Annotated in this window: 16 protein-coding genes; 10 read left to right on the top strand and 6 right to left on the bottom strand. The window is 62.1% G+C overall.

From position 1 onward, the window contains the following. Positions 1–7 precede the first annotated feature (7 nt). Together BLU35_RS30280 and carB are read right to left on the bottom strand one after the other, a co-directional pair. Positions 8–283 (bottom strand): DUF6894 family protein, encoded by a 276-nt coding sequence (locus BLU35_RS30280; RefSeq protein WP_093235853.1) that lies wholly within the window; start codon positions 281–283, stop codon positions 8–10. A 219-nt stretch (positions 284–502) separates the two neighbouring features. Then, a complete protein-coding gene (carB, locus tag BLU35_RS30275; RefSeq protein WP_093235852.1) occupies positions 503–3,994 on the bottom strand; it encodes a carbamoyl-phosphate synthase large subunit in 3,492 nt (1,163 codons plus the stop codon). Positions 3,995–4,586: 592 nt separating this feature from the next. On the opposite strand from carB, the gene ypfJ reads away from it, so the two are divergent. Continuing rightward, on the top strand, positions 4,587–5,525 hold the full coding sequence (gene ypfJ, locus BLU35_RS30270) for a KPN_02809 family neutral zinc metallopeptidase (RefSeq protein WP_093235850.1): 939 nt from the start codon (positions 4,587–4,589) through the stop codon (positions 5,523–5,525). Positions 5,526–5,586: 61 nt separating this feature from the next. On the opposite strand, the gene BLU35_RS30265 is transcribed toward ypfJ, so the two are convergent. Then, a complete protein-coding gene (locus BLU35_RS30265) occupies positions 5,587–6,579 on the bottom strand; it encodes an aldo/keto reductase (protein ID WP_093235849.1) in 993 nt (330 codons plus the stop codon). A gap of 119 nt (positions 6,580–6,698) precedes the next feature. On the opposite strand from BLU35_RS30265, the gene BLU35_RS30260 reads away from it, so the two are divergent. The 3 genes from BLU35_RS30260 (at position 6,699) to BLU35_RS30250 (ending at position 10,650) form a co-directional block, all read left to right on the top strand. Beyond that, entirely contained in the window at positions 6,699–7,607 is a 909-nt protein-coding gene (locus BLU35_RS30260; protein ID WP_093235848.1) for a LysR family transcriptional regulator, read from the top strand. Positions 7,608–7,772: 165 nt separating this feature from the next. Next, positions 7,773–9,095: a TCR/Tet family MFS transporter gene (locus BLU35_RS30255; protein ID WP_093235846.1), complete on the top strand. Its 1,323-nt coding sequence runs from the start codon at positions 7,773–7,775 to the stop codon at positions 9,093–9,095. Between the two features lie 142 nt (positions 9,096–9,237). Then, the gene (locus BLU35_RS30250) at positions 9,238–10,650 is read left to right on the top strand and encodes an MATE family efflux transporter (protein WP_058324185.1); all 1,413 of its coding nucleotides are present in this window, start codon (positions 9,238–9,240) and stop codon (positions 10,648–10,650) included. Between the two features lie 133 nt (positions 10,651–10,783). Here the strand turns inward: BLU35_RS30250 and BLU35_RS36450 are convergent, their stop codons facing one another. Continuing rightward, positions 10,784–10,912, bottom strand: a complete 129-nt coding sequence (locus BLU35_RS36450) for a hypothetical protein (RefSeq protein ID WP_255571450.1) — start codon at positions 10,910–10,912, stop codon at positions 10,784–10,786. A gap of 359 nt (positions 10,913–11,271) precedes the next feature. Between BLU35_RS36450 and coaD the strand changes: the two genes are divergently transcribed. From coaD to tgt, 5 genes are all read left to right on the top strand, one after another. Next, positions 11,272–11,766 (top strand): pantetheine-phosphate adenylyltransferase, encoded by a 495-nt coding sequence (gene coaD / locus BLU35_RS30245; protein WP_093235845.1) that lies wholly within the window; start codon positions 11,272–11,274, stop codon positions 11,764–11,766. 34 nt (positions 11,767–11,800) lie between these two features. Continuing rightward, positions 11,801–12,373 (top strand): peptidylprolyl isomerase, encoded by a 573-nt coding sequence (locus tag BLU35_RS30240; protein WP_065373673.1) that lies wholly within the window; start codon positions 11,801–11,803, stop codon positions 12,371–12,373. Positions 12,374–12,395: 22 nt separating this feature from the next. Continuing rightward, a complete protein-coding gene (locus BLU35_RS30235) occupies positions 12,396–12,905 on the top strand; it encodes a peptidylprolyl isomerase (RefSeq protein WP_093235843.1) in 510 nt (169 codons plus the stop codon). Positions 12,906–12,978: 73 nt separating this feature from the next. After that, complete coding sequence (gene queA / locus BLU35_RS30230) at positions 12,979–14,061, top strand: tRNA preQ1(34) S-adenosylmethionine ribosyltransferase-isomerase QueA (RefSeq protein ID WP_093235842.1); 1,083 nt, start codon at positions 12,979–12,981, stop codon at positions 14,059–14,061. After that, the gene (gene tgt / locus BLU35_RS30225) at positions 14,062–15,192 is read left to right on the top strand and encodes a tRNA guanosine(34) transglycosylase Tgt (protein WP_093235841.1); all 1,131 of its coding nucleotides are present in this window, start codon (positions 14,062–14,064) and stop codon (positions 15,190–15,192) included. Between the two features lie 33 nt (positions 15,193–15,225). On the opposite strand, the gene BLU35_RS30220 is transcribed toward tgt, so the two are convergent. Beyond that, positions 15,226–15,648 carry a DUF4864 domain-containing protein gene (locus BLU35_RS30220; protein WP_057250316.1) on the bottom strand — a complete coding sequence of 141 codons (423 nt, stop codon included), beginning with the start codon at positions 15,646–15,648 and terminating at the stop codon, positions 15,226–15,228. Between the two features lie 418 nt (positions 15,649–16,066). Here BLU35_RS30220 and BLU35_RS30215 point away from each other — a divergent pair, with 418 nt between their 5' ends. Continuing rightward, a complete protein-coding gene (locus BLU35_RS30215; RefSeq protein ID WP_286161672.1) occupies positions 16,067–16,573 on the top strand; it encodes a hypothetical protein in 507 nt (168 codons plus the stop codon). A gap of 339 nt (positions 16,574–16,912) precedes the next feature. Here BLU35_RS30215 and BLU35_RS30210 read toward each other — a convergent pair whose 3' ends face one another. Beyond that, complete coding sequence (locus tag BLU35_RS30210) at positions 16,913–18,334, bottom strand: ISNCY family transposase (protein WP_093235840.1); 1,422 nt, start codon at positions 18,332–18,334, stop codon at positions 16,913–16,915. Positions 18,335–18,505 lie beyond the last annotated feature (171 nt).

Raw genomic sequence — 18,505 nt, 5'->3', positions numbered from 1 at the left:
TTCTAGCCTAGGCAGCCGCGTGGAGTGGCGTACCGACGTGGCGGCGCCCAAGCAGCGCCCGTTGCTCGCCGCCGCGCCCGATCGACGGAACGATCGTCGCCAGCGGCCTGCGATTGCTGGAGAAAACTTCGACCTTCAGCGATCCATAGTCCGCGCCGCGGCCGATCTTGTCGGCGATGCGCTGACCATAATAGAGGGCCGAACCCTCGTCGAAATGGATGATGCCGTCCTCGTCGACGAAGTGCTCGTCGCCGCAATGCAGATCGAAGAAATAGAGTTGCACGATCTTGCCCCATATCGCGCCATGCCGGAGGTTTCTCCGATCCCGAAGTGCGCAGGCGTATAAGAGCATGGTGCGGAAGAATGCAGGCTGAACCGCTCGTTCATCGGGCATTCAGCCGGAGGTGCCGGACAAAGGTCGCGCCATACGGCATCCCACACGGACGATCGTTTCGCGGGGAGCGAAAACGGCGCGCGAGATTGTCGCGCGCCGCTCGTCGTATCAGGCCTTGAAATAGCTCTGCAGCGGACGCACTTCGAGGCTGCCGGCCTTCAGCGCCTTGATCGCATGGGCTGCCGCTTCCGCGCCGGCCATGGTGGTGTAGTAGGGCACCTTCTGCATCAGCGTCGCGCGGCGAAGCGACTTGGAGTCCGAGATCGCCTTGTTGCCGTCGGTCGTGTTGATGACGAGCTGGACGTGACGGTTGCGGATCGCGTCTTCGACGTGCGGCCGGCCTTCCTGGACCTTGTTGACCTTGGTGGCGGCAATGCCGTTTTCACCGAGGAAACGCGCGGTGCCGGCCGTGGCCATGACCTTGAAGCCGATATCGACGAGAATGCGGATCGCCGGAAGAACCCGGGTCTTGTCCTCGTCGCGCACCGAAACGAACACCGTTCCATCGCGCGGCAGGTCGACGCCGGCGCCGAGCTGCGACTTGGCGAAGGCCAGCGCATAGTCGGTGTCGAGACCGATGACTTCGCCGGTCGAGCGCATTTCCGGACCGAGCAGCGTGTCGACGCCGGGGAAGCGGGCGAAGGGGAAGACCGCTTCCTTCACCGCAATGTGCTTCAGGTTGCGCGGATCCGGCTTCTCGCCATAGGCGGCGATCGCGACGTCGAGCGTTTCGCCGGCCATCACGCGGGCTGCGATCTTGGCGATCGGCGCGCCGATCGTCTTCGCGACGAAGGGCACGGTACGCGATGCGCGCGGGTTGACTTCAAGCACGTAGATCGTGCCGTCCTTGATGGCGAACTGCACGTTCATCAGGCCGCCGACATTGAGCGCCTTGGCAAGCGCTGCCGTCTGGCGTTCGAGTTCGTCGACCATGGCCGTGTCGAGCGTATGCACCGGCAGCGAGCAGGCGCTGTCGCCCGAGTGGATACCGGCTTCCTCGATGTGTTCCATGATGCCCGAGACGAAGACGTCCTTGCCGTCGCAGAGGCAGTCGACGTCCACTTCCGTGGCATTCGTCAGGTAGCTGTCGAAGAGCAGCGGGTTCTTGCCGAGCAGCGTGTTGATCTGGCCGGTCTTGTCGTTCGGGTAGCGCTGCTTGATGTCTTCCGGAACCAGGCCCGGAACCGTGTCGAGCAGATAGGTCTGCAGCATGCTTTCCGAATGAATGATCTGCATGGCGCGGCCGCCAAGAACGTAGGACGGGCGCACGACCAGCGGGAAGCCGATCTCGGCAGCGACCAGGCGGGCCTGCTCGACCGAGTAGGCGATGCCGTTGCGCGGCTGGTTGAGGTCGAGCTTCATCAGCAGCTTCTGGAAGCGGTCGCGGTCCTCGGCAAGGTCGATCATGTCGGGTGCCGTGCCGAGGATCGGGATGCCGTTCTTTTCCAGCGCTTCGGCCAGCTTCAGCGGCGTCTGGCCGCCGAACTGCACGATGACGCCGACAAGTTCGCCCTTTTCCTGTTCGGCGCGCATGATCTCGATCACGTCTTCGGCCGTCAGCGGCTCGAAATAGAGGCGATCGGAGGTGTCGTAGTCGGTCGAAACCGTCTCCGGGTTGCAGTTGATCATGATCGCTTCGTAGCCGGCATCCTTCAGCGCGAAGGCCGCGTGGCAGCAGCAGTAGTCGAACTCGATGCCCTGGCCGATACGGTTCGGACCACCACCAAGGATGACGACCTTCTTGCGGTCGGAAACGCCGGCTTCCGACCGGGCGGCACCGACGAAGGGCGTTTCGTAGGTCGAGTACATGTACGCGGTCGGCGAGGCGAACTCGGCGGCGCAGGTATCGATGCGCTTGTAGACCGGGCGAACATTCAGCGCGTTGCGCAGTTCGGCCACTTCCTTCGGGCGCTTGCCGCCGAGCGTGGCGAGGCGGGCATCGGAGAAGCCCATGGCCTTCAGCATGCGCAGGTTCTCGGCATCCTGGGGCAGGCCGTGCTCGCGGATGCGTGCCTCCATGTCGACGATCGCCTTGAACTGGGCGATGAACCACGGATCGATCTTGCTCGCCTCGTGAACATCCGCCTCGCTCATGCCGAGGCGGAGCGCCTGGGCGACCATACGCAGCCGGTCCGGCGTCGGCGTGCCGATCGCGGCGCGGATGGCGTTGCGGCCATCGCCGTTGTCGTCCATGTCGGGGATTTCGATTTCGTCGAGGCCGGTGAGGCCGGTCTCAAGGCCACGCAGCGCCTTCTGCAGCGATTCGGCAAAGGTGCGGCCGATCGCCATGACTTCGCCGACCGACTTCATCGCGGTGGTCAGGACCGGCGAGGCACCCGGGAACTTCTCGAAGGCGAAGCGCGGGATTTTTGTGACGACGTAGTCGATCGAGGGCTCGAAGGAGGCCGGCGTCGCGCCGCCGGTGATGTCGTTGTCGAGTTCGTCCAGCGTGTAGCCGATGGCGAGCTTCGCCGCGATCTTTGCGATCGGGAAGCCGGTCGCCTTGGAGGCGAGCGCCGAGGAGCGCGATACGCGCGGGTTCATTTCGATGACGACGAGACGGCCGTCCTTCGGGTTGACGGCAAACTGCACGTTCGAGCCGCCGGTCTCGACGCCGATCTCGCGCAGAACCGCGATCGAGGCGTTGCGCATGATCTGGTATTCCTTGTCGGTCAGCGTCAGCGCCGGCGCGACGGTGATCGAATCACCTGTATGCACGCCCATCGGATCGATGTTTTCGATCGAGCAGATGATGATGCAGTTGTCCGCGGTGTCGCGGACCACTTCCATCTCGTACTCCTTCCAGCCGAGCACCGATTCTTCGATCAGCACTTCGGTGGTTGGCGACGCGTCGAGGCCACTGCCGACGATGTCGAAGAATTCCGTGCGGTTATAGGCGATGCCGCCACCGGTGCCGCCGAGCGTGAAGGACGGGCGGATGATCGCGGGCAGGCCAACATCGTCGAGCGCCTGCGCGGCGATCGCCATGGCATGGTTCAGATAGCGCTGCTTGCGGTCGCCTTCGCCGAGGTTCCACTGGTTCTCCAGCTCGTCGAGCGCCTTGTCGAGGTCCGGGCCAGACAGGCGGCTCTTCAGTTCGGCACGCTCGGCCTCATGCACCTTGCGGTCATGGTCCTTGATGTCGGTGGCGTTCGCCAGCCGCGACTTCGGCGTCTCCAGGCCGATCTTCGCCATCGCCTCGCGGAAGAGGGCACGGTCTTCGGCCTTGTCGATCGCGTCGGGCTTGGCACCGATCATCTCGACATTGTAGCGGTCGAGAACGCCCATACGGCGCAGCGACAGTGCGGTGTTGAGCGCGGTCTGGCCGCCCATGGTCGGGAGCAGCGCGTCCGGGCGCTCCTTGGCGATGATCTTGGCGACGACTTCCGGGGTGATCGGCTCGACATAGGTCGCATCGGCGAGGCCCGGATCGGTCATGATCGTCGCCGGGTTGGAGTTGACGAGGATGACGCGGTAGCCTTCCTCCTTCAGCGCCTTACAGGCCTGGGTGCCGGAATAGTCGAATTCGCATGCCTGACCGATGACGATCGGCCCCGCGCCGATGATAAGAATGGACTTGATATCTTGGCGCTTCGGCATGGTCGGTCATCCGTTTCTAGCTGCGCGAAAAACCGGCCAAAGTGGGAGGTCACCGGCCGGGTACGCATTGATGGTCTTTTCAGGCTAGAAGCGGCTTATAGGCAAATGTATCTGCAAGCGAAACCCCGAAAATACCGGAATCGACAAGAAGCCGGCATATTTGCGCGTCCTCTGCTTTATCGCTCGCTCGGCGGCACTAAAACCGCGCCAAGGCGTCAGGCGCCGCCGGCGCGCGCCGGCGGCTTCGACCCGGACGAGCGGTCGTGCGGATCGGGCAGGGGCTTGTGCACTTCTTCCACGCCGAGGCGACCGATTCCTTCAAGCCGCAACGCCTTCACGAAGGCTCCGCCTCGTCCCTCTCTGCGGGTGGCTTAGGAGCGGCAAAGCGGCTTTACGTCAAGGAGAGCGGAGCAGACTTCAGCCGGCGGAGTTTTCGCTGCCGATATCCGTAGCGGGAGCTAGCAGCCGCAGCAAAAAGTTTGGCCAGATCGCGAACTTACGGGCGGCGATTGCGTTTTACAACGACGTTGGGCGCATCTTATAAAAGAGCAAACCGACAACGCCCTTTTTACAGAGGCTGGGAGGACAGATCATGGAATGGAAAGGCCGCCGCCAATCCGAAAACATCGAAGACCAGCGCGGCGCGAGCCCGGGTGGCGGCAATCCGTTCGGGCGCGGCGGTGGTTTCCGCATGCCGGGCGGCGGAGGCGGTATGCGGCGCGCTGGCGGCGGCATGAGCTTCGGAACGATCATCTTCCTCGTCATCCTCTACTTTATCCTCAAGGCCATGGGCATCGACATGCTGCAGGTGCTGGAAGGTGGCGGCGGTCAGGTACAGTTGCCCGGTTTCGAGCAGAGTGACGGCTCGCCGGCACCGCGCGGTTCGGCCCAGGAAGAGGAAATGAAGTCTTTCATGGCGACCGTGCTCGCCGAGACCGAGGATACCTGGAACGGCATTTTCCAGGCGAGCGGCAAACAGTACGAAGAGCCCAAGATGGTGCTCTTCCGCGGCCAGGTGCGCTCCGCCTGCGGCTTCGCGTCTGCCGCCTCCGGACCGTTCTATTGCCCGGGAGACCACAAGGTCTATCTCGACATGAGCTTCTTCGATGAACTCGCCCAGAAGTTCGATGCATCCGGCGACTTCGCCCAGGCCTATGTGGTTGCGCACGAGGTCGGCCACCACGTCCAGAACCTGATCGGCGTCTTGCCGAAATTCAACCAGATGCGCCAGTCGATGAGCGAAACCGAAGCCAATCAGATGTCGGTGCGTGTCGAACTGCAGGCCGATTGTTTCGCCGGCGTCTGGGGCAAATTTACCGAGCAGAAGGGCCTGCTCTCGCAAGGCGACCTCGAAGAGGCGCTGAACGCCGCCACCCAGATCGGCGACGACACGCTGCAGAAGCGGATGCAGGGCTACGTCGTTCCGGAGAGCTTCAACCACGGCACCTCCGAGCAGCGCATGCGTTGGTTCAAGCGGGGCTTCGACAGCGGCAAGATGTCGGCCTGCGATACTTTCTCGGGCGCCGTCTAACCGCTTCTACACAAGAAAACTGTCAGGGCCGACACGATTGCCGGCCCTTTCGTTTGTCGGGTCAGCGTTCGCTGTCCATATGGGCGAGTTGGGCCTCGGGATAGCGGGCGCCCGCGGCGGCGTCTTTCGGAACCGCCTGTTCGATCACCGCCAGATCGCCGGCACTGAGATGGACATCGCGCGACGCAAGGGCTTCCGCCAAGCGGTCGCGCCGGCGTGCACCGATCAACGGCACGATGTCCTTGCCCTGGGCGGCCACCCAGGCAATCGCGATCTGCGCCACCGAAACGCCCTTCTCTTCAGCGACCTGCCTCAGCGCTTCGACGAGGGCAAGGTTCTTGTCGATATTGCCCTCCTGGAACCGCGGGCTCATGGCACGGAAATCGCCCTTGCCGGCCGCGCCCTTCTGCCAGTGGCCGCTGATCAGGCCGCGCGACAGCACGCCATAGGCGGTGACGCCGATACCGAGAGCGCGGCAGGTCGGCAGGATCTTGGTCTCTATGCCGCGTGAAATCAGCGAATACTCGATCTGCAGATCCGAGATCGGATGGACGGCGGCGGCGCGGCGGATGGTCTCGGGCCCAACTTCGGAGAGGCCGATATGGCGAACATATCCAGCCTTCACCATGTCGGAGATCGCACCAACGGTATCTTCGATCGGAACGTCGGGATCGAGCCTGGAGGGCCGATAGATGTCGACATGATCGACGCCAAGCCGCTGCAGCGTATAGGCGAGAAAGTTGCGAACCGCCTTCGGCCGGCAATCATAGCCAGCCCAGTTGCCGGCAGCATCACGCAATGCGCCGAACTTCACACTCAACAGCGCCTTGTCGCGCCTACCGCCCTTCAGCGCCTCGCCGATCAGCATCTCGTTGTGGCCCATGCCATAGAAGTCGCCGGTATCGAGCAGCGTGATGCCGGCCTCTAGCGCGGCGTGGATCGTGGCGATGCTTTCGGCACGGTCGGCCGGGCCGTACATGCCGGACATGCCCATGCAGCCGAGGCCGAGAGCCGACACCGAGGGGCCGGTCTTTCCGAGTGAAACGTAATCCATTGTCGTTCTCCTTCGACAAGGCCGAAATCCGCCGGCCGTTGATCGGTCTCTTGTTTACTTCCTTTGACGTCGTGCGATAATCCGACCTCAATCGAACAACTTGTACGAAATTCCGCACAATGAACGACCTGCCGCTTGCCGATCTCGATGCCTTTACCGCCGTTGCCGCCGCGCGTAGCTTCCGCGCCGCTGCCAAGAAGCGCGGGGTTTCCGCGTCCTCGTTGAGCGAGGCGCTGCGACGGCTCGAAGCCAAGCTGCAAGTGCGCCTGCTCAACCGCACGACCCGCAGCGTGACACTGACGGAGGCGGGCATGCGGTTGCTGGATCGGCTGACGCCGGCGCTCGGCGAGATTGCCGGCGCGCTCGATCAGGTCAACGAGATGCGCGACAGTCCGGCGGGAACGCTGAAACTGAATGTCCCGACCATCGTTGCCCGCGAAATCCTACCACCGATCGTCGGCCGCTTCCTCAGCAAGCATCCGGCAATCTCCTTGGAAGTGACGGCGGAAGATGGGTTCGTCGACGTTCTGGCGGCGGGTTTCGACGCTGGCGTTCGCTATGAGGAACGGGTCGAGCGCGACATGATCGCCATACCGATCGGGCCGAGCCGGCAACGCTACGTCACCGCGGCGGCACCGGATTATCTCGCCAGGCACGGCGTGCCCCAACATCCACGCGATCTGCTTGACCATGGCTGTATTCGCCACCGTTTCGCCAGCGGCATTTCTCTTCCCTGGGAGTTCGGTGAAGGGGAGGCGGCGCTGACGATCGCGCCTCCTGCCGTCGTGACCGCCAATACGATCGACCTCGAACTCGGCGCTGCCCTTGACGGGCTTGGCATCATCCGGACCTTCGAGGAGTTCGTCGCCCCGGCCATCGCGGCAGGACGGCTCCGGCCCATTCTTGAAGACTGGACGACGAGTTTTTCCGGACCGTTTCTCTACTATGCGAGCCGCAGGCATATGCCGACGCCGCTGCGCGCCTTCGTGGATTTCTTGAAGCTTGAACAGCGGCGCGACAACGGGTGAAGGCAGATGCACGTCACCCGTCACATCAACCATTGCGATAGTCCCATCAGATAATTTGAGACGTTCACGGATTGTTTCGCGCGAAATGATCCGTTACACCTAAATTGGTAGCGTTGTTCACGTTCTGTCCCGCATCCCGGGGCAGGCCGCTCGGGGGAGGGTCGCATGCGCGACGAGAAGTTTGTGCGACGCGGCCTGTTCCTCGTCTTCCTCATCCTGTTCCTGGATATCATCGGCATTGCGATCATCGTTCCAGTGCTGCCGACCTATCTGGAGGAACTGACCGGCTCCGATATCAGCGAAGCGGCAATCGACGGTGGTTGGCTGCTGCTCGTTTATGCGGCGATGCAGTTTCTCTTCGCGCCGCTGATCGGCAACCTCAGCGACCGATTCGGCCGCCGTCCGGTGCTGCTCGCATCGGTCTTCACCTTCGCACTCGACAATCTGATCTGTGCGCTCGCCACCAGCTATTGGATGCTGTTCATCGGCCGTGTGCTCGCCGGCATCAGCGGTGCAAGTTTCGGCACCGCATCGGCCTATATCGCCGACATCAGCCATGACGGAAACCGCGCCAAGAATTTTGGGCTGATCGGCATCGCCTTCGGGACCGGCTTCGCCCTCGGCCCGGTGCTTGGCGGTCTGCTCGGCGAATTGGGGCCACGCGTGCCGTTCTACGGTGCCGCGGCGCTCTCCTTCGTCAATTTCATTCTCGGCGTATTTCTGCTGCCCGAGACGCTGGATCGCGCCAATCGCCGTCGCTTCGAGTGGAAGCGCGCCAATCCGCTCGGCGCCCTCAAGCAGATGCGCAACTACCCAGGCATCGGCTGGGTTGGGCTCGTCTTCTTTCTCTTCTGGCTCGCCCACTCCGTCTATCCGGCGGTCTGGTCCTTCGTATCCAACTACCGCTATGGCTGGAGCGAGGGGCAGATCGGGCTATCTCTCGGTATCTTCGGCATCGGCGGCGCGTTCGTCATGGCCGTCATACTGCCGCGCGTCGTGCCACGGCTTGGCGAGTGGCGGACGGCGGTGCTGGGACTGACCTTCACCACCCTTGGCGCCATCGGCTATGCGGGTGCCTGGCAGGGGTGGATGATCTATGCGGTGATCATCGCAACCGCGCTCGAAAGCCTCGTAGATCCGCCATTGCGCAGTATCGCTGCCGCCCACGTGCCGCCATCGGCACAGGGAGAACTTCAGGGCGCGCTGACCAGCATCGGCAGCATCACCACGATCATCGGCCCGCTGGTCTTCACCCAGGCTTTCGGCTATTTCACCAGCCCTAGCGCTCCCGTCGCCTTCGCCGGTGCGCCCTATGCGCTCGCGAGTTGCTTCCTCGTCGGCGCGCTCGTCGTGTTCCTGTTGAAGATACCCAGAAGCAGGGCGGTAGGACCGCAAGGGCTGGAGGAGGCTATCGAGCCGGCTGCGGCTGCGGTTGCAGCAGCGGAAGAGGCTGAAGGGATCGAACAGCCAAGAATGCATGGAAATTGATCAATTTTCGTGATCTATCGATGAAAGTTTGAGCAACCTCGCCCTTGCGGCTGGCTCTTTGCCCGGGGGTATTCTATCTCCGGTTTTCCTCCCTCCGACCTTTAGTTGCGGCCGAGGCCGCATCGACCGCCAGGAATCTGCCATGCTGACCGCGAATGCGAGCCCGAAGCCGTTGACGACCGACAACTCCTGGCGGATGCATTATCGCGCGAGCTTCTATCTCGGCGTGCCCTTTATCGGCGCCCAGCTCGCCCAGCTCGCGATCAACACGACGGACGTCCTGATGGTGGGCAAGCTCGGCGCCACCGAACTCGCGGCGATCATTCTTGCGACGCAGATGTATTTCACCGTCTATGTTTTCGGGAACGGCTTTGCCAACGCGGTGGTTCCGATGGCAGCCCAAGCCGTTGGTCGAGGCGACAAGGTTTCGGTGCGCCGCTCCGTGCGCATGGGCATGTGGGTCGTGCTGCTCTACGGGGTGCTGACGGCGCCGGTGCTCTGGATGGCCGAACCGATCCTGCTTTTCGCCGGTCAGCAACCCGAGGTCGCAGCCCTTGCAGGGGAATACATCCGCATCGCCCAGTGGGCGATCTTTCCTGGCCTGATTTTCATGGTGCTCAGAGCCTTCTTGAGCGGCCTCGAGCGGGCAGGAATCATTCTCTACGTGACGCTGGCGACTCTCGTACTCAATGCCGCTCTTTGTTACGTGCTGATCTTCGGCCATTTCGGCTTCCCGCAGCTCGGCATCTTCGGTGCAGCGGTAGCGGCGCTCGGCGTTGCGTTGCTCGGCGCGGCGCTGACGATCGGCTACATCAAGAGCAAGCCTGAGCTCAACCAGTACGAACTGTTCGTCCGATTCTGGCGGCCTGACTGGACGGCGTTCTGGGAGGTCGTGTCTCTCGGCATTCCGATCTCGCTGACGATCCTTGCCGAAGTGAGCCTCTTCACCGTCGCTTCGCTGCTGATGGGCACGATCGGGACGATTGAACTTGCCGCGCACGGCATCGCCCTGCAGTTCGCCTCGCTCGCCTTCATGATCCCGCTCGGGCTTGCGCAAGCCGCCACAGTGCGTGTCGGCCTTGCCTACGGCCGAAACGACATGCTGGGTGTCCGGCGTGCGGCGGTTGCATCACTGGTGCTCGGTGCGGGCTTTGCCGTCGTCGGGAGCGCGATCTTTGCCCTGTTCCCGAGCCATCTCGCCGCCCTTTATCTCGACACAAACCGCCCGGATGCCGCGGCAGTACTGGCCTTCGCCGCGCCGCTCATCGTCATTGCCGGCGCCTTCCAGCTCGTCGACGGCATGCAGGCGATCGCCGCCGGCATGCTGCGCGGGCTGAAGGACACCAAGGTGCCGATGCTGCTGGCGTTGATCTCCTATTGGCCGATCGGCTTCGTCTGCGCCTGGGCCTTCGCCTTTCCGTTCAACTTCGGTGGCATGGGCGTCTGGTTCGGCTTCGTCCTCGGGCTCGCGGCAGCCGCCGTGCTTTTGAACTGGCGCTTCTTCCGGATGATCGGCGCGATTTCGACCACGCCCCCGAGGCACACCGCGATTTAGCGATAGGCTCCAGGCTGCGGGCAAAGAAAAAGCCGGACGGGCAGGGGGATGCCGTCCGGCTTACAATGGCGACCGCCTCAGGGGAAGGGAACGGCGTCGCCTACTACCAAGCTTCGATTACGAAGCCAAACCGCTAGACGTTGAAACCGTCAAGCCGCTCCGAACCCTGGCGATCGCGCTGGAGGTCGCGTATCGTCCGGGCAAAATCGATCAAAAAAACGAAACTGATGACCGCTGCCGCGATCATGAACAGGGTGGCCATGACGCCCTCCATCAACGGAAGATCTTCTGGGTCACGAATTGCTCGCGCCGGGCACGGGACTCATTGCGAAGTCCATGTATCGTCGCAAACAGCATCGCGAAAAACATCGCCATCGAAAACAGAGCAAGTCCCATAGCCGTAATCCTTTCGCATCCTAAACGGCAGTACGTTCGAAAAGTTCCGTTGTTTACTGCGCTACACTAGCGTTCTGCGTGTGAAGCACTGTTGAACATGGCATTCATTTAGCATTCATTCTTTCTGTCCCGCTGTTTCCCAGGGAACAGCTCTAGCCATCGGCACAACTCTTGCGATCCGTCGCCGTCCGTGACAAAAGGCTTCACCAAACGGAAACAGGTGCGATGACCACGGCATTTTATCCCGGCTCCTTCGATCCGATGACGAACGGCCACCTCGACGTACTCGTGCAGGCGCTGAACGTGGCGGCGACGGTCATCGTCGCAATCGGCATCCACCCGGGGAAGGCGCCGCTGTTTACCTTCGACGAACGCGCCGAGCTCATCCGTCGGTCGCTTCAGGAATTCCTGCCCGACCGGGCCGGCGACATCGACGTCGTCGCCTTCGACAATCTGGTCGTCGATGCGGCGCGCGAGCGCGGCGCGAAACTGCTGGTGCGCGGGCTTCGCGACGGCACGGACCTCGACTACGAAATGCAGATGGCCGGCATGAACCGGCAGATGGCCCCCGACATCCAGACGCTATTCTTGCCCGCAGGCACGGCATCGCGGCCCATTACGGCCACATTGGTCCGCCAGATCGCGGCCATGGGCGGTGACGTCAGCGCCTTCGTGCCCGCGGCAGTTTATCAAGCACTGCAGGCCAAACGCCGCGCTTGAGGCGCGGCCCTCTTTCACCACGCAGGGAGAAACCATGAAAATCCTCCACCTCGCTTTTGCCGGCGCCCTTGCGCTTGCCTCCTGGACGGGAACGGCGATCGCACAATCGGCCGACAACGTCATCACGATCACGCTCAAGGATGGGCCAGTCGTCGTTGAACTGCGTCCGGACATTGCCCCGAAGCATGTCGAGCAGATCAAGGCGCTTGCCGCCGCCGGCGAGTATGACAACGTTGCCTTCCACCGCGTGATCAAGGGCTTCATGGCCCAGACCGGCGACGTGCAGTATGGCGATATGGAAAACGGCTACCAGCCACAGGCTGCCGGCACCGGCGGCTCGTCGAAGCCGGATCTGCCGGCCGAGTTCTCCGACGTTCCGTTCGAACGTGGCACGGTCGGCATGGCGCGCTCGCAGGATCCGAACAGCGCCAACTCGCAGTTCTTCATCATGTTCGCACCGGGCGACTTCCTGAACGGCCAGTACACGGTCGTCGGCAAGGTCGTTTCGGGTATGGAGAACGTCGACAAGATCAAGCTCGGCGACGATGCCAACAATGGCTCCGTCACCGATCCCGACCGCATGATCAGCGTCAAGGTCGGCAAGTAAAGTCAACAGAAGGAGAAAACCCATGGCCGAGATCAAGGATCCGGAAAACACGATCATCATGGAGACCACCAAGGGCAAGATCGTCATCGAGCTTCTGCCTGACGTCGCTCCGGGTCATGTCGCCCGCATCAAGGAACTGGCTCGCGAAGGTGCCTATGACGGCGTGGTATTCCACCGCGTGATCGAGGACTTCATGGCGCAGACCGGCGACGTTCAGTACGGCAAGACCGGCGGCGAGCACTTCAACCCGGCGCGTGCCGGCATGGGCGGCTCCTCCAAGCCGGATCTTCAGGCCGAATTCTCGAACGTCAGCCACGTTCGCGGCACCTGCTCGATGGCCCGCAGCCAGATGCCGAACTCGGCAAACTCGCAGTTCTTCATCTGCTTCACCGATGCCCCCTGGCTCAACAAGCAGTACTCCGTTTGGGGCCAGGTCATCGAAGGCATGGACAATGTCGACAAGATCAAGCGCGGCGAGCCGGTGCGCGATCCCGACTCGATCGTCACGATGCGGGTTGCCGCAGACGCCTGATTTGCGCTAATGCACGGACCCGCCCCGGTCGCCAACTGCGCCGGGGCGGGTTTGCTTTTGTCTGAAGATAACAATGCGCGTAGACCTGTTCGACTTCGACCTTCCGGAAACCTCGATTGCGCTTCGGCCCGCAAGCCCGCGCGACAGCGCCCGCATGCTTGTCGTTCGCCCTGATGGCGCGGAAGTTCTGTCCGACAAGGGTGTGCTCGATCTGCCGTCGTTCCTGAGGGAAGGCGACGCACTGGTCTTCAACGACACCAAGGTGATCCCGGCGCAACTGGAAGGCATCCGCCGCCGCGGCGAGGAGATCACCACACCGGTTTCGCTCACGCTGCACATGCGCACGGCACCCGATTGCTGGAAGGCTTTTGCCCGCCCGGCGCGGCGCCTCAAGGTCGGCGATCGCATCGCCTTCGGCCATGACAGCACGAGCTGCCTGCTCGGAGCGCTCGACGCGACGGTCGAGGAGAAGGGCGATGCCGGCGAGGTGACGCTGCGCTTCGACCTCTCGGGCCCGTCGCTCGACGAGGCGATCATGGCGGTCGGCCACATTCCCTTGCCACCTTACATCGCCTCGAAGCGCGCCGAAGACGCACAGGATCGCGCCGATTACCAGACGATGTATGCCCGCGAGGAAGGCGCCGTTGCCGCACCCACCGCCGGACTGCACTTCACCGACCGTCTGTTCACCAAGCTCGACGAGGCCGGCATCGAGCGGCACTTCGTGACCTTGCACGTCGGGGCAGGCACGTTCCTGCCGGTCAAGGCCGACGACACCGACGACCATGTGATGCACCAGGAGATCGGCCACGTCGACGCCCGCACCGCCGAGCGGCTGAACGCCGTGAAGGCGAGGGGTGGCCGCATCGTCTGCGTCGGCACGACTTCGCTCCGGCTGATCGAAAGCGCGACCTCGGCAGAGGGTATCGTCAAGCCGTGGTCCGGGCCGACCGGCATCTTCATCACGCCCGGCTACCGCTTTCGCGCCGTCGACATGCTGATGACCAATTTCCATCTGCCGAAATCGACGCTGTTCATGCTGGTTTCGGCCTTCTCAGGCCTGGAAACTATGCGCGCGGCTTACGCACATGCGATCGAAACCGGCTACCGCTTCTATTCCTATGGCGACGCCAGCCTGCTTTTCCGGAAAGACTAGATGACCGAGACCTTCCAGTTCAAGCTTCACAAGACCGACGGCAAGGCCCGTCGCGGCGAAGTGTCCATGCCGCGCGGCACGATCCGCACGCCGGCCTTCATGCCGGTTGGCACGGTCGGCACGGTCAAGGCGATGTATCTCGACCAGGTGAAGGATCTCGGCGCCGACATCATTCTCGGCAATACCTACCACCTGATGCTACGCCCCGGCGCCGAGCGCGTCGCACGGCTCGGCGGTCTGCACGGCCTGATCCGTTGGCAGGGACCGATCCTCACAGACAGCGGCGGCTTCCAGGTCATGTCGCTTGCGGGCCTTCGCAAGCTCGACGAGCAGGGCGTCACTTTCAAGAGCCATGTCGACGGCGCGCTCTTCCACATGTCGCCGGAACGCTCGATCGAGATCCAGGGCCTGCTCGACAGCGATATCCAGATGCAGCTCGACGAATGCGTGGCGCTGCCGGCCGAGCCCAAGGAAATCGAGCGCGCGATGGAAATGTCGCTGCGCTGGGCAGAGCGTTGCAAGGTGGCCTTCGGCGACCAGCCAGGCAAGGCGATGTTCGGTATCGTGCAGGGCGGCGACATTCCAAAGCTGCGCGGACGCTCGGCCGAGGCGCTGAAGGGGCTCGATCTCAAGGGCTACGCTGTCGGCGGTCTGGCCGTCGGCGAGCCGCAGGAAGTGATGCTGCGCATGCTCGACATTACCTGCCCGATCATGCCGGTGGACAAGCCGCGTTACCTCATGGGGGTCGGCACGCCCGATGATATCCTGCGGTCGGTGGCCGAGGGCATCGACATGTTCGACTGCGTGATGCCGACCCGCTCGGGGCGCCATGGCCTCGCGTTCACGCGTCATGGCCGCATCAACCTGCGCAATGCGCGGCACGCCGAAGACATGCGCCCACTCGACGAAGAATCCTCGTGCCCGGCGGCGCGCGACTATTCGCGCGCCTATCTGCATCACTTGATCCGTTCGAACGAGTCGCTCGGCGGCATGCTCTTGAGCTGGAATAACCTGGCCTATTACCAGGAGCTCATGGCCGGCATCCGTCTGGCGATCGACGAAGGTCGCTTCGCCGACTTCATGGCGGAAACCCAGGAAACCTGGCGGCGAGGGGACCTTCCGCCGGTCTGACGGTTGGAGGACGCTTGGCGCTTTGTGCAGGGCCTAGATCGCCGGCCCCGGTGCTGCCTGCAGCATCATGACGCCGTTGATCTTGTAGCTCCCGTCCGGTTGCTTCACCAGTTGGTAGATTGCCGTCCAGTCCTTGCCATCAGGGGCCGAGATCAACACCTCCTGCAGGACCTGATCGCCGACGACCTTCGACCGGCCAAAGGCGAAGTTGCCGGGCCGGTAGACGGGCTGGTAGCCGCGTTTGACCATGTCGAAGAATGTGGTCTTGTCGGGAAACTTGCCGCGGACCGCCGGTGAGGCGAAGAAATAGGCGGTTTCTGCATCATCATGCAGAAAGGCTGCGATCTGCTCCTGAATGATCGCGCGCGCGGTATCGACAGGTTCATCGGCGCGGACCGCACTTGCAGTGAAAAGTTGGGTCGTCAGTCCGAGGGCAATGGCAAAGGTCCTGAACATCGCCGATCTCCATGCAGCCAGCTTCCAAAGAGCATAGGACAGCGGTGCGCTTTGGAAACGGAGGCGCCAGTCTCTTTAGGCGTCTTCGCAACGCACGCAAGACAATACATGTGTTCAAATTCAATCACTTATATCACAGTTTATGTATATTACTTTAAATATCATAAATTGGTGATATTTGGCCGGGGGCGCTCCTGCTGGCAAGCGACGTTTTCGGGGAGAGTTGGCGCGGGATTGCCTTCAACGCGACTGTGATCGCATGTATCGGCGGCATGGTGTGTGGCGAGCACAAAGACCGAGTTGGACCCTGCCGCCACATCGCGGCCGTCGCCTTGGCTCGCGCTCTTGCTTGGCTCGGGGGCGAGCCTGTTGTGGGGCGCGGCGACCTGAACATATGGTGATCCTGTAACCTGCAGTGATGATTGCCTCGAAATGCCCGTATGGAGCGATTGCGATGAGCGCGAAGACAATCGAAATCTACCAGCCGCGTCCTGTTTTGAATTTGGGTGAATGGGACATCGGCGGTCTCAAGCTCAAGGCCTATGGCCTCGTTGCCGATGGCAAGGAAATCGATGGGCCGATGGTGGCGTTGGCGCAGTCCTTCATCCGACATGACGTCTTGCCGCGTGTCACGGATGAAGGTGATAGCAACGGCATGGGCTTTGTGATCGTTCATGCCGGCACCCTTGGTATCTCCATCTCGGCCCATTGGTGGATACAGGGTTCGGTTCTTTGCCAGCATATCTATCGGAAGCTTTATTCGGCTGCTGAACCCTTGGACACCGTACGGAGACCTGTTGTTGCCTGTGTTTGGGAACTGGCTCTGATCAATGCCGAGCAGGAAGCCTGGCGAAAAACGATGATGAAAAGCGCGCCCAGTCCGTCGGCCTATATGGCGAATCGCGCCGAGGTCGAAACGGCATAAGCTGAACGGGGCGAAGGTGAGACCCGCACCAGACTGCTTCATTTGCATCGGCTCATTGCGTTCGACAAAGTGGTGAGGGTGGAATCGATTGGCATGTTGCACTTCAAATTAGAATGTACCCACACACACACAATGTCACAGCTATTTAAAGATGAGACAAAGTAATAAATTTAGAAACGCGACACCAATACTATCGTTTGTTACTGCAGTTGCAAGCGAACATATTTGACCAATACGCAGATGTGAGCCGCCGTCCGGGTGGAGCTGGTGAGGGTTGCGCAGCCCGGTCGGCGGCGGATGACTCCTGCCACAAAATAGACTTTAGCTTTGACAATCCGATCACTCCGCCGCCTTCAGCCGTGCAAGCGCTTGCTGCCGCTTTGCGAGAACCACGGGATCCTTCGTAAAGTCCGTCTTCCGGCCAGGTTTGGTGCCGCGCTTCTGGTAGCCATTGCCCAGGCTGCCATCGCGAATGCCGAACATATGAACCGTCTGTCCGGTGCGGCGCGGTCCGCCCTTGCTGCGCTGCTGCTCGCGGCCGGCCTGCATCTCCGCCACCAGCGCCAGCATGTCATCAAGCCGCTTGTTCTCAACCACCTCGGAGCGGTGCACCGAGCGCAACGTGTCAAAGGTTCTGTAGGGCAGGGTGGCTTCCCCGTCTGTGATCTCCAGGCGTCCGTCGGGATAGTCGCAAACGACAACCTTCGTACCCGCCAGCGCAGCTGCGCGATCTGTCGGATCGAGAATGAACATCACCTTGTCATAGCGCAGCGTCAGCGACTGCGACAGCTTGCGGATCTCCTTGCGGCACATCGCGCCATCGAGGTTCTCATGCGCGGCAAACGGCCGATGCATGTCCTTTGGATTACGCGGTGCCTTGCCAAAGCGACGATTGAAGTCGGCCATGAACTCCGGCGCATAGGCATTCGCCGCCGCGATCGTGTCGATGCCACGCAGCCGCAATTCCTTGACCAGACGGTCCTGCAGCGTCTGATTGGCGCGTTCAACGCGCCCTTTGGCCTGCGGGGTGTTGGCGCAGATGTCGATGTTGAGCTCGTAAAGGGCTCGACCGAACTGCGTCAGGCCACTGGTTCTGTCCTTCTGCGACGCATGCGTGGTGCGGAAGACGCCATGCTTGTCGCTGTAGAACGCGATCGGCTTGCCCCATTGCTGCAAATACGCCTTTGTCGCGTGCAGATAGTCGAAGGTGTTCTCTGAAGCCGCAAAGCGTAAGTGCAACAGCTTGCCGGTGGCATCGTCAATATAGACGAGCAGGGCGCATTTGGGACCGCGGTTCTCGAACCACCAGTGAAGCGAACCGTCGATCTGAACCAGTTCGCCGAAACAATCGCGCCGGCCGCGCGGCTGGAAAACCCGCTTCTTGCGCTCGCGTCGCGACAGCCAGAGGCCGGCCTCCATCATCCACTGACGCAACGTCTCCTTGCTGACGGCAATCCGATGGCGCTCGATCAGCTTCTCGGCCGCCAACGTTGGTCCAAAATCCACGTAATGCTCACGCACCAGGTCGAGCACCAGATTGCGGAAATCCTCGCTGTGACGCCGATTGCTCGGACGGCCGCGCTTCTTCGATACCAGGCCGTCGGCGCCGGCCAGATCATAGGCCTGCAACAGCCGATGGACCTGACTGCGGCTGAGACGAAGCAACTCGGCCGCCTCGACGACGCTCAGGCTGCCGCGAATCCGCTGGATGAGTTCAAGGCGATGCAATTCTTTCTGCGACATGACAATCAAACAAGACATGACGACTCCGAACACAGATGGCCTTGGCCACGATGCAAGTCGCTGATCTTGCTTCCCAACGCTGACGTTCGACCAGCATCCCAAGAGGCGACGACTGTCGCATCTCTAACTGGCCTATATGTCGCATTTCTAAAATGCCGCTACACACAATGTGGCAGCCAAGTTGAACTG

Source organism: Sinorhizobium sp. NFACC03, from assembly GCF_900103435.1.
Classification (GTDB): Bacteria; Pseudomonadota; Alphaproteobacteria; order Rhizobiales; family Rhizobiaceae; genus Ensifer.
This window is presented reverse-complemented; position numbering and strand designations above follow the sequence as displayed.

Bases quoted from the DNA above. Each gene is read 5' to 3' on its own strand.
- queA (WP_093235842.1), top strand. From the start codon at position 12,979: ATGCGCGTAGACCTGTTCGACTTCGACCTTCCGGAAACCTCGATTGCG.
- BLU35_RS30220 (WP_057250316.1), bottom strand. From the start codon at position 15,648: ATGTTCAGGACCTTTGCCATTGCCCTCGGACTGACGACCCAACTTTTC.
- BLU35_RS30235 (WP_093235843.1), top strand. From the start codon at position 12,396: ATGGCCGAGATCAAGGATCCGGAAAACACGATCATCATGGAGACCACC.
- BLU35_RS30265 (WP_093235849.1), bottom strand. From the start codon at position 6,579: ATGGATTACGTTTCACTCGGAAAGACCGGCCCCTCGGTGTCGGCTCTC.
- carB (WP_093235852.1), bottom strand. From the start codon at position 3,994: ATGCCGAAGCGCCAAGATATCAAGTCCATTCTTATCATCGGCGCGGGG.
- BLU35_RS30210 (WP_093235840.1), bottom strand. From the start codon at position 18,334: ATGTCTTGTTTGATTGTCATGTCGCAGAAAGAATTGCATCGCCTTGAA.
- BLU35_RS30260 (WP_093235848.1), top strand. From the start codon at position 6,699: ATGAACGACCTGCCGCTTGCCGATCTCGATGCCTTTACCGCCGTTGCC.
- ypfJ (WP_093235850.1), top strand. From the start codon at position 4,587: ATGGAATGGAAAGGCCGCCGCCAATCCGAAAACATCGAAGACCAGCGC.
- BLU35_RS30240 (WP_065373673.1), top strand. From the start codon at position 11,801: ATGAAAATCCTCCACCTCGCTTTTGCCGGCGCCCTTGCGCTTGCCTCC.
- BLU35_RS30250 (WP_058324185.1), top strand. From the start codon at position 9,238: ATGCTGACCGCGAATGCGAGCCCGAAGCCGTTGACGACCGACAACTCC.
- coaD (WP_093235845.1), top strand. From the start codon at position 11,272: ATGACCACGGCATTTTATCCCGGCTCCTTCGATCCGATGACGAACGGC.
- tgt (WP_093235841.1), top strand. From the start codon at position 14,062: ATGACCGAGACCTTCCAGTTCAAGCTTCACAAGACCGACGGCAAGGCC.
- BLU35_RS36450 (WP_255571450.1), bottom strand. From the start codon at position 10,912: ATGGCCACCCTGTTCATGATCGCGGCAGCGGTCATCAGTTTCGTTTTT.
- BLU35_RS30255 (WP_093235846.1), top strand. From the start codon at position 7,773: ATGCGCGACGAGAAGTTTGTGCGACGCGGCCTGTTCCTCGTCTTCCTC.
- BLU35_RS30215 (WP_286161672.1), top strand. From the start codon at position 16,067: ATGATTGCCTCGAAATGCCCGTATGGAGCGATTGCGATGAGCGCGAAG.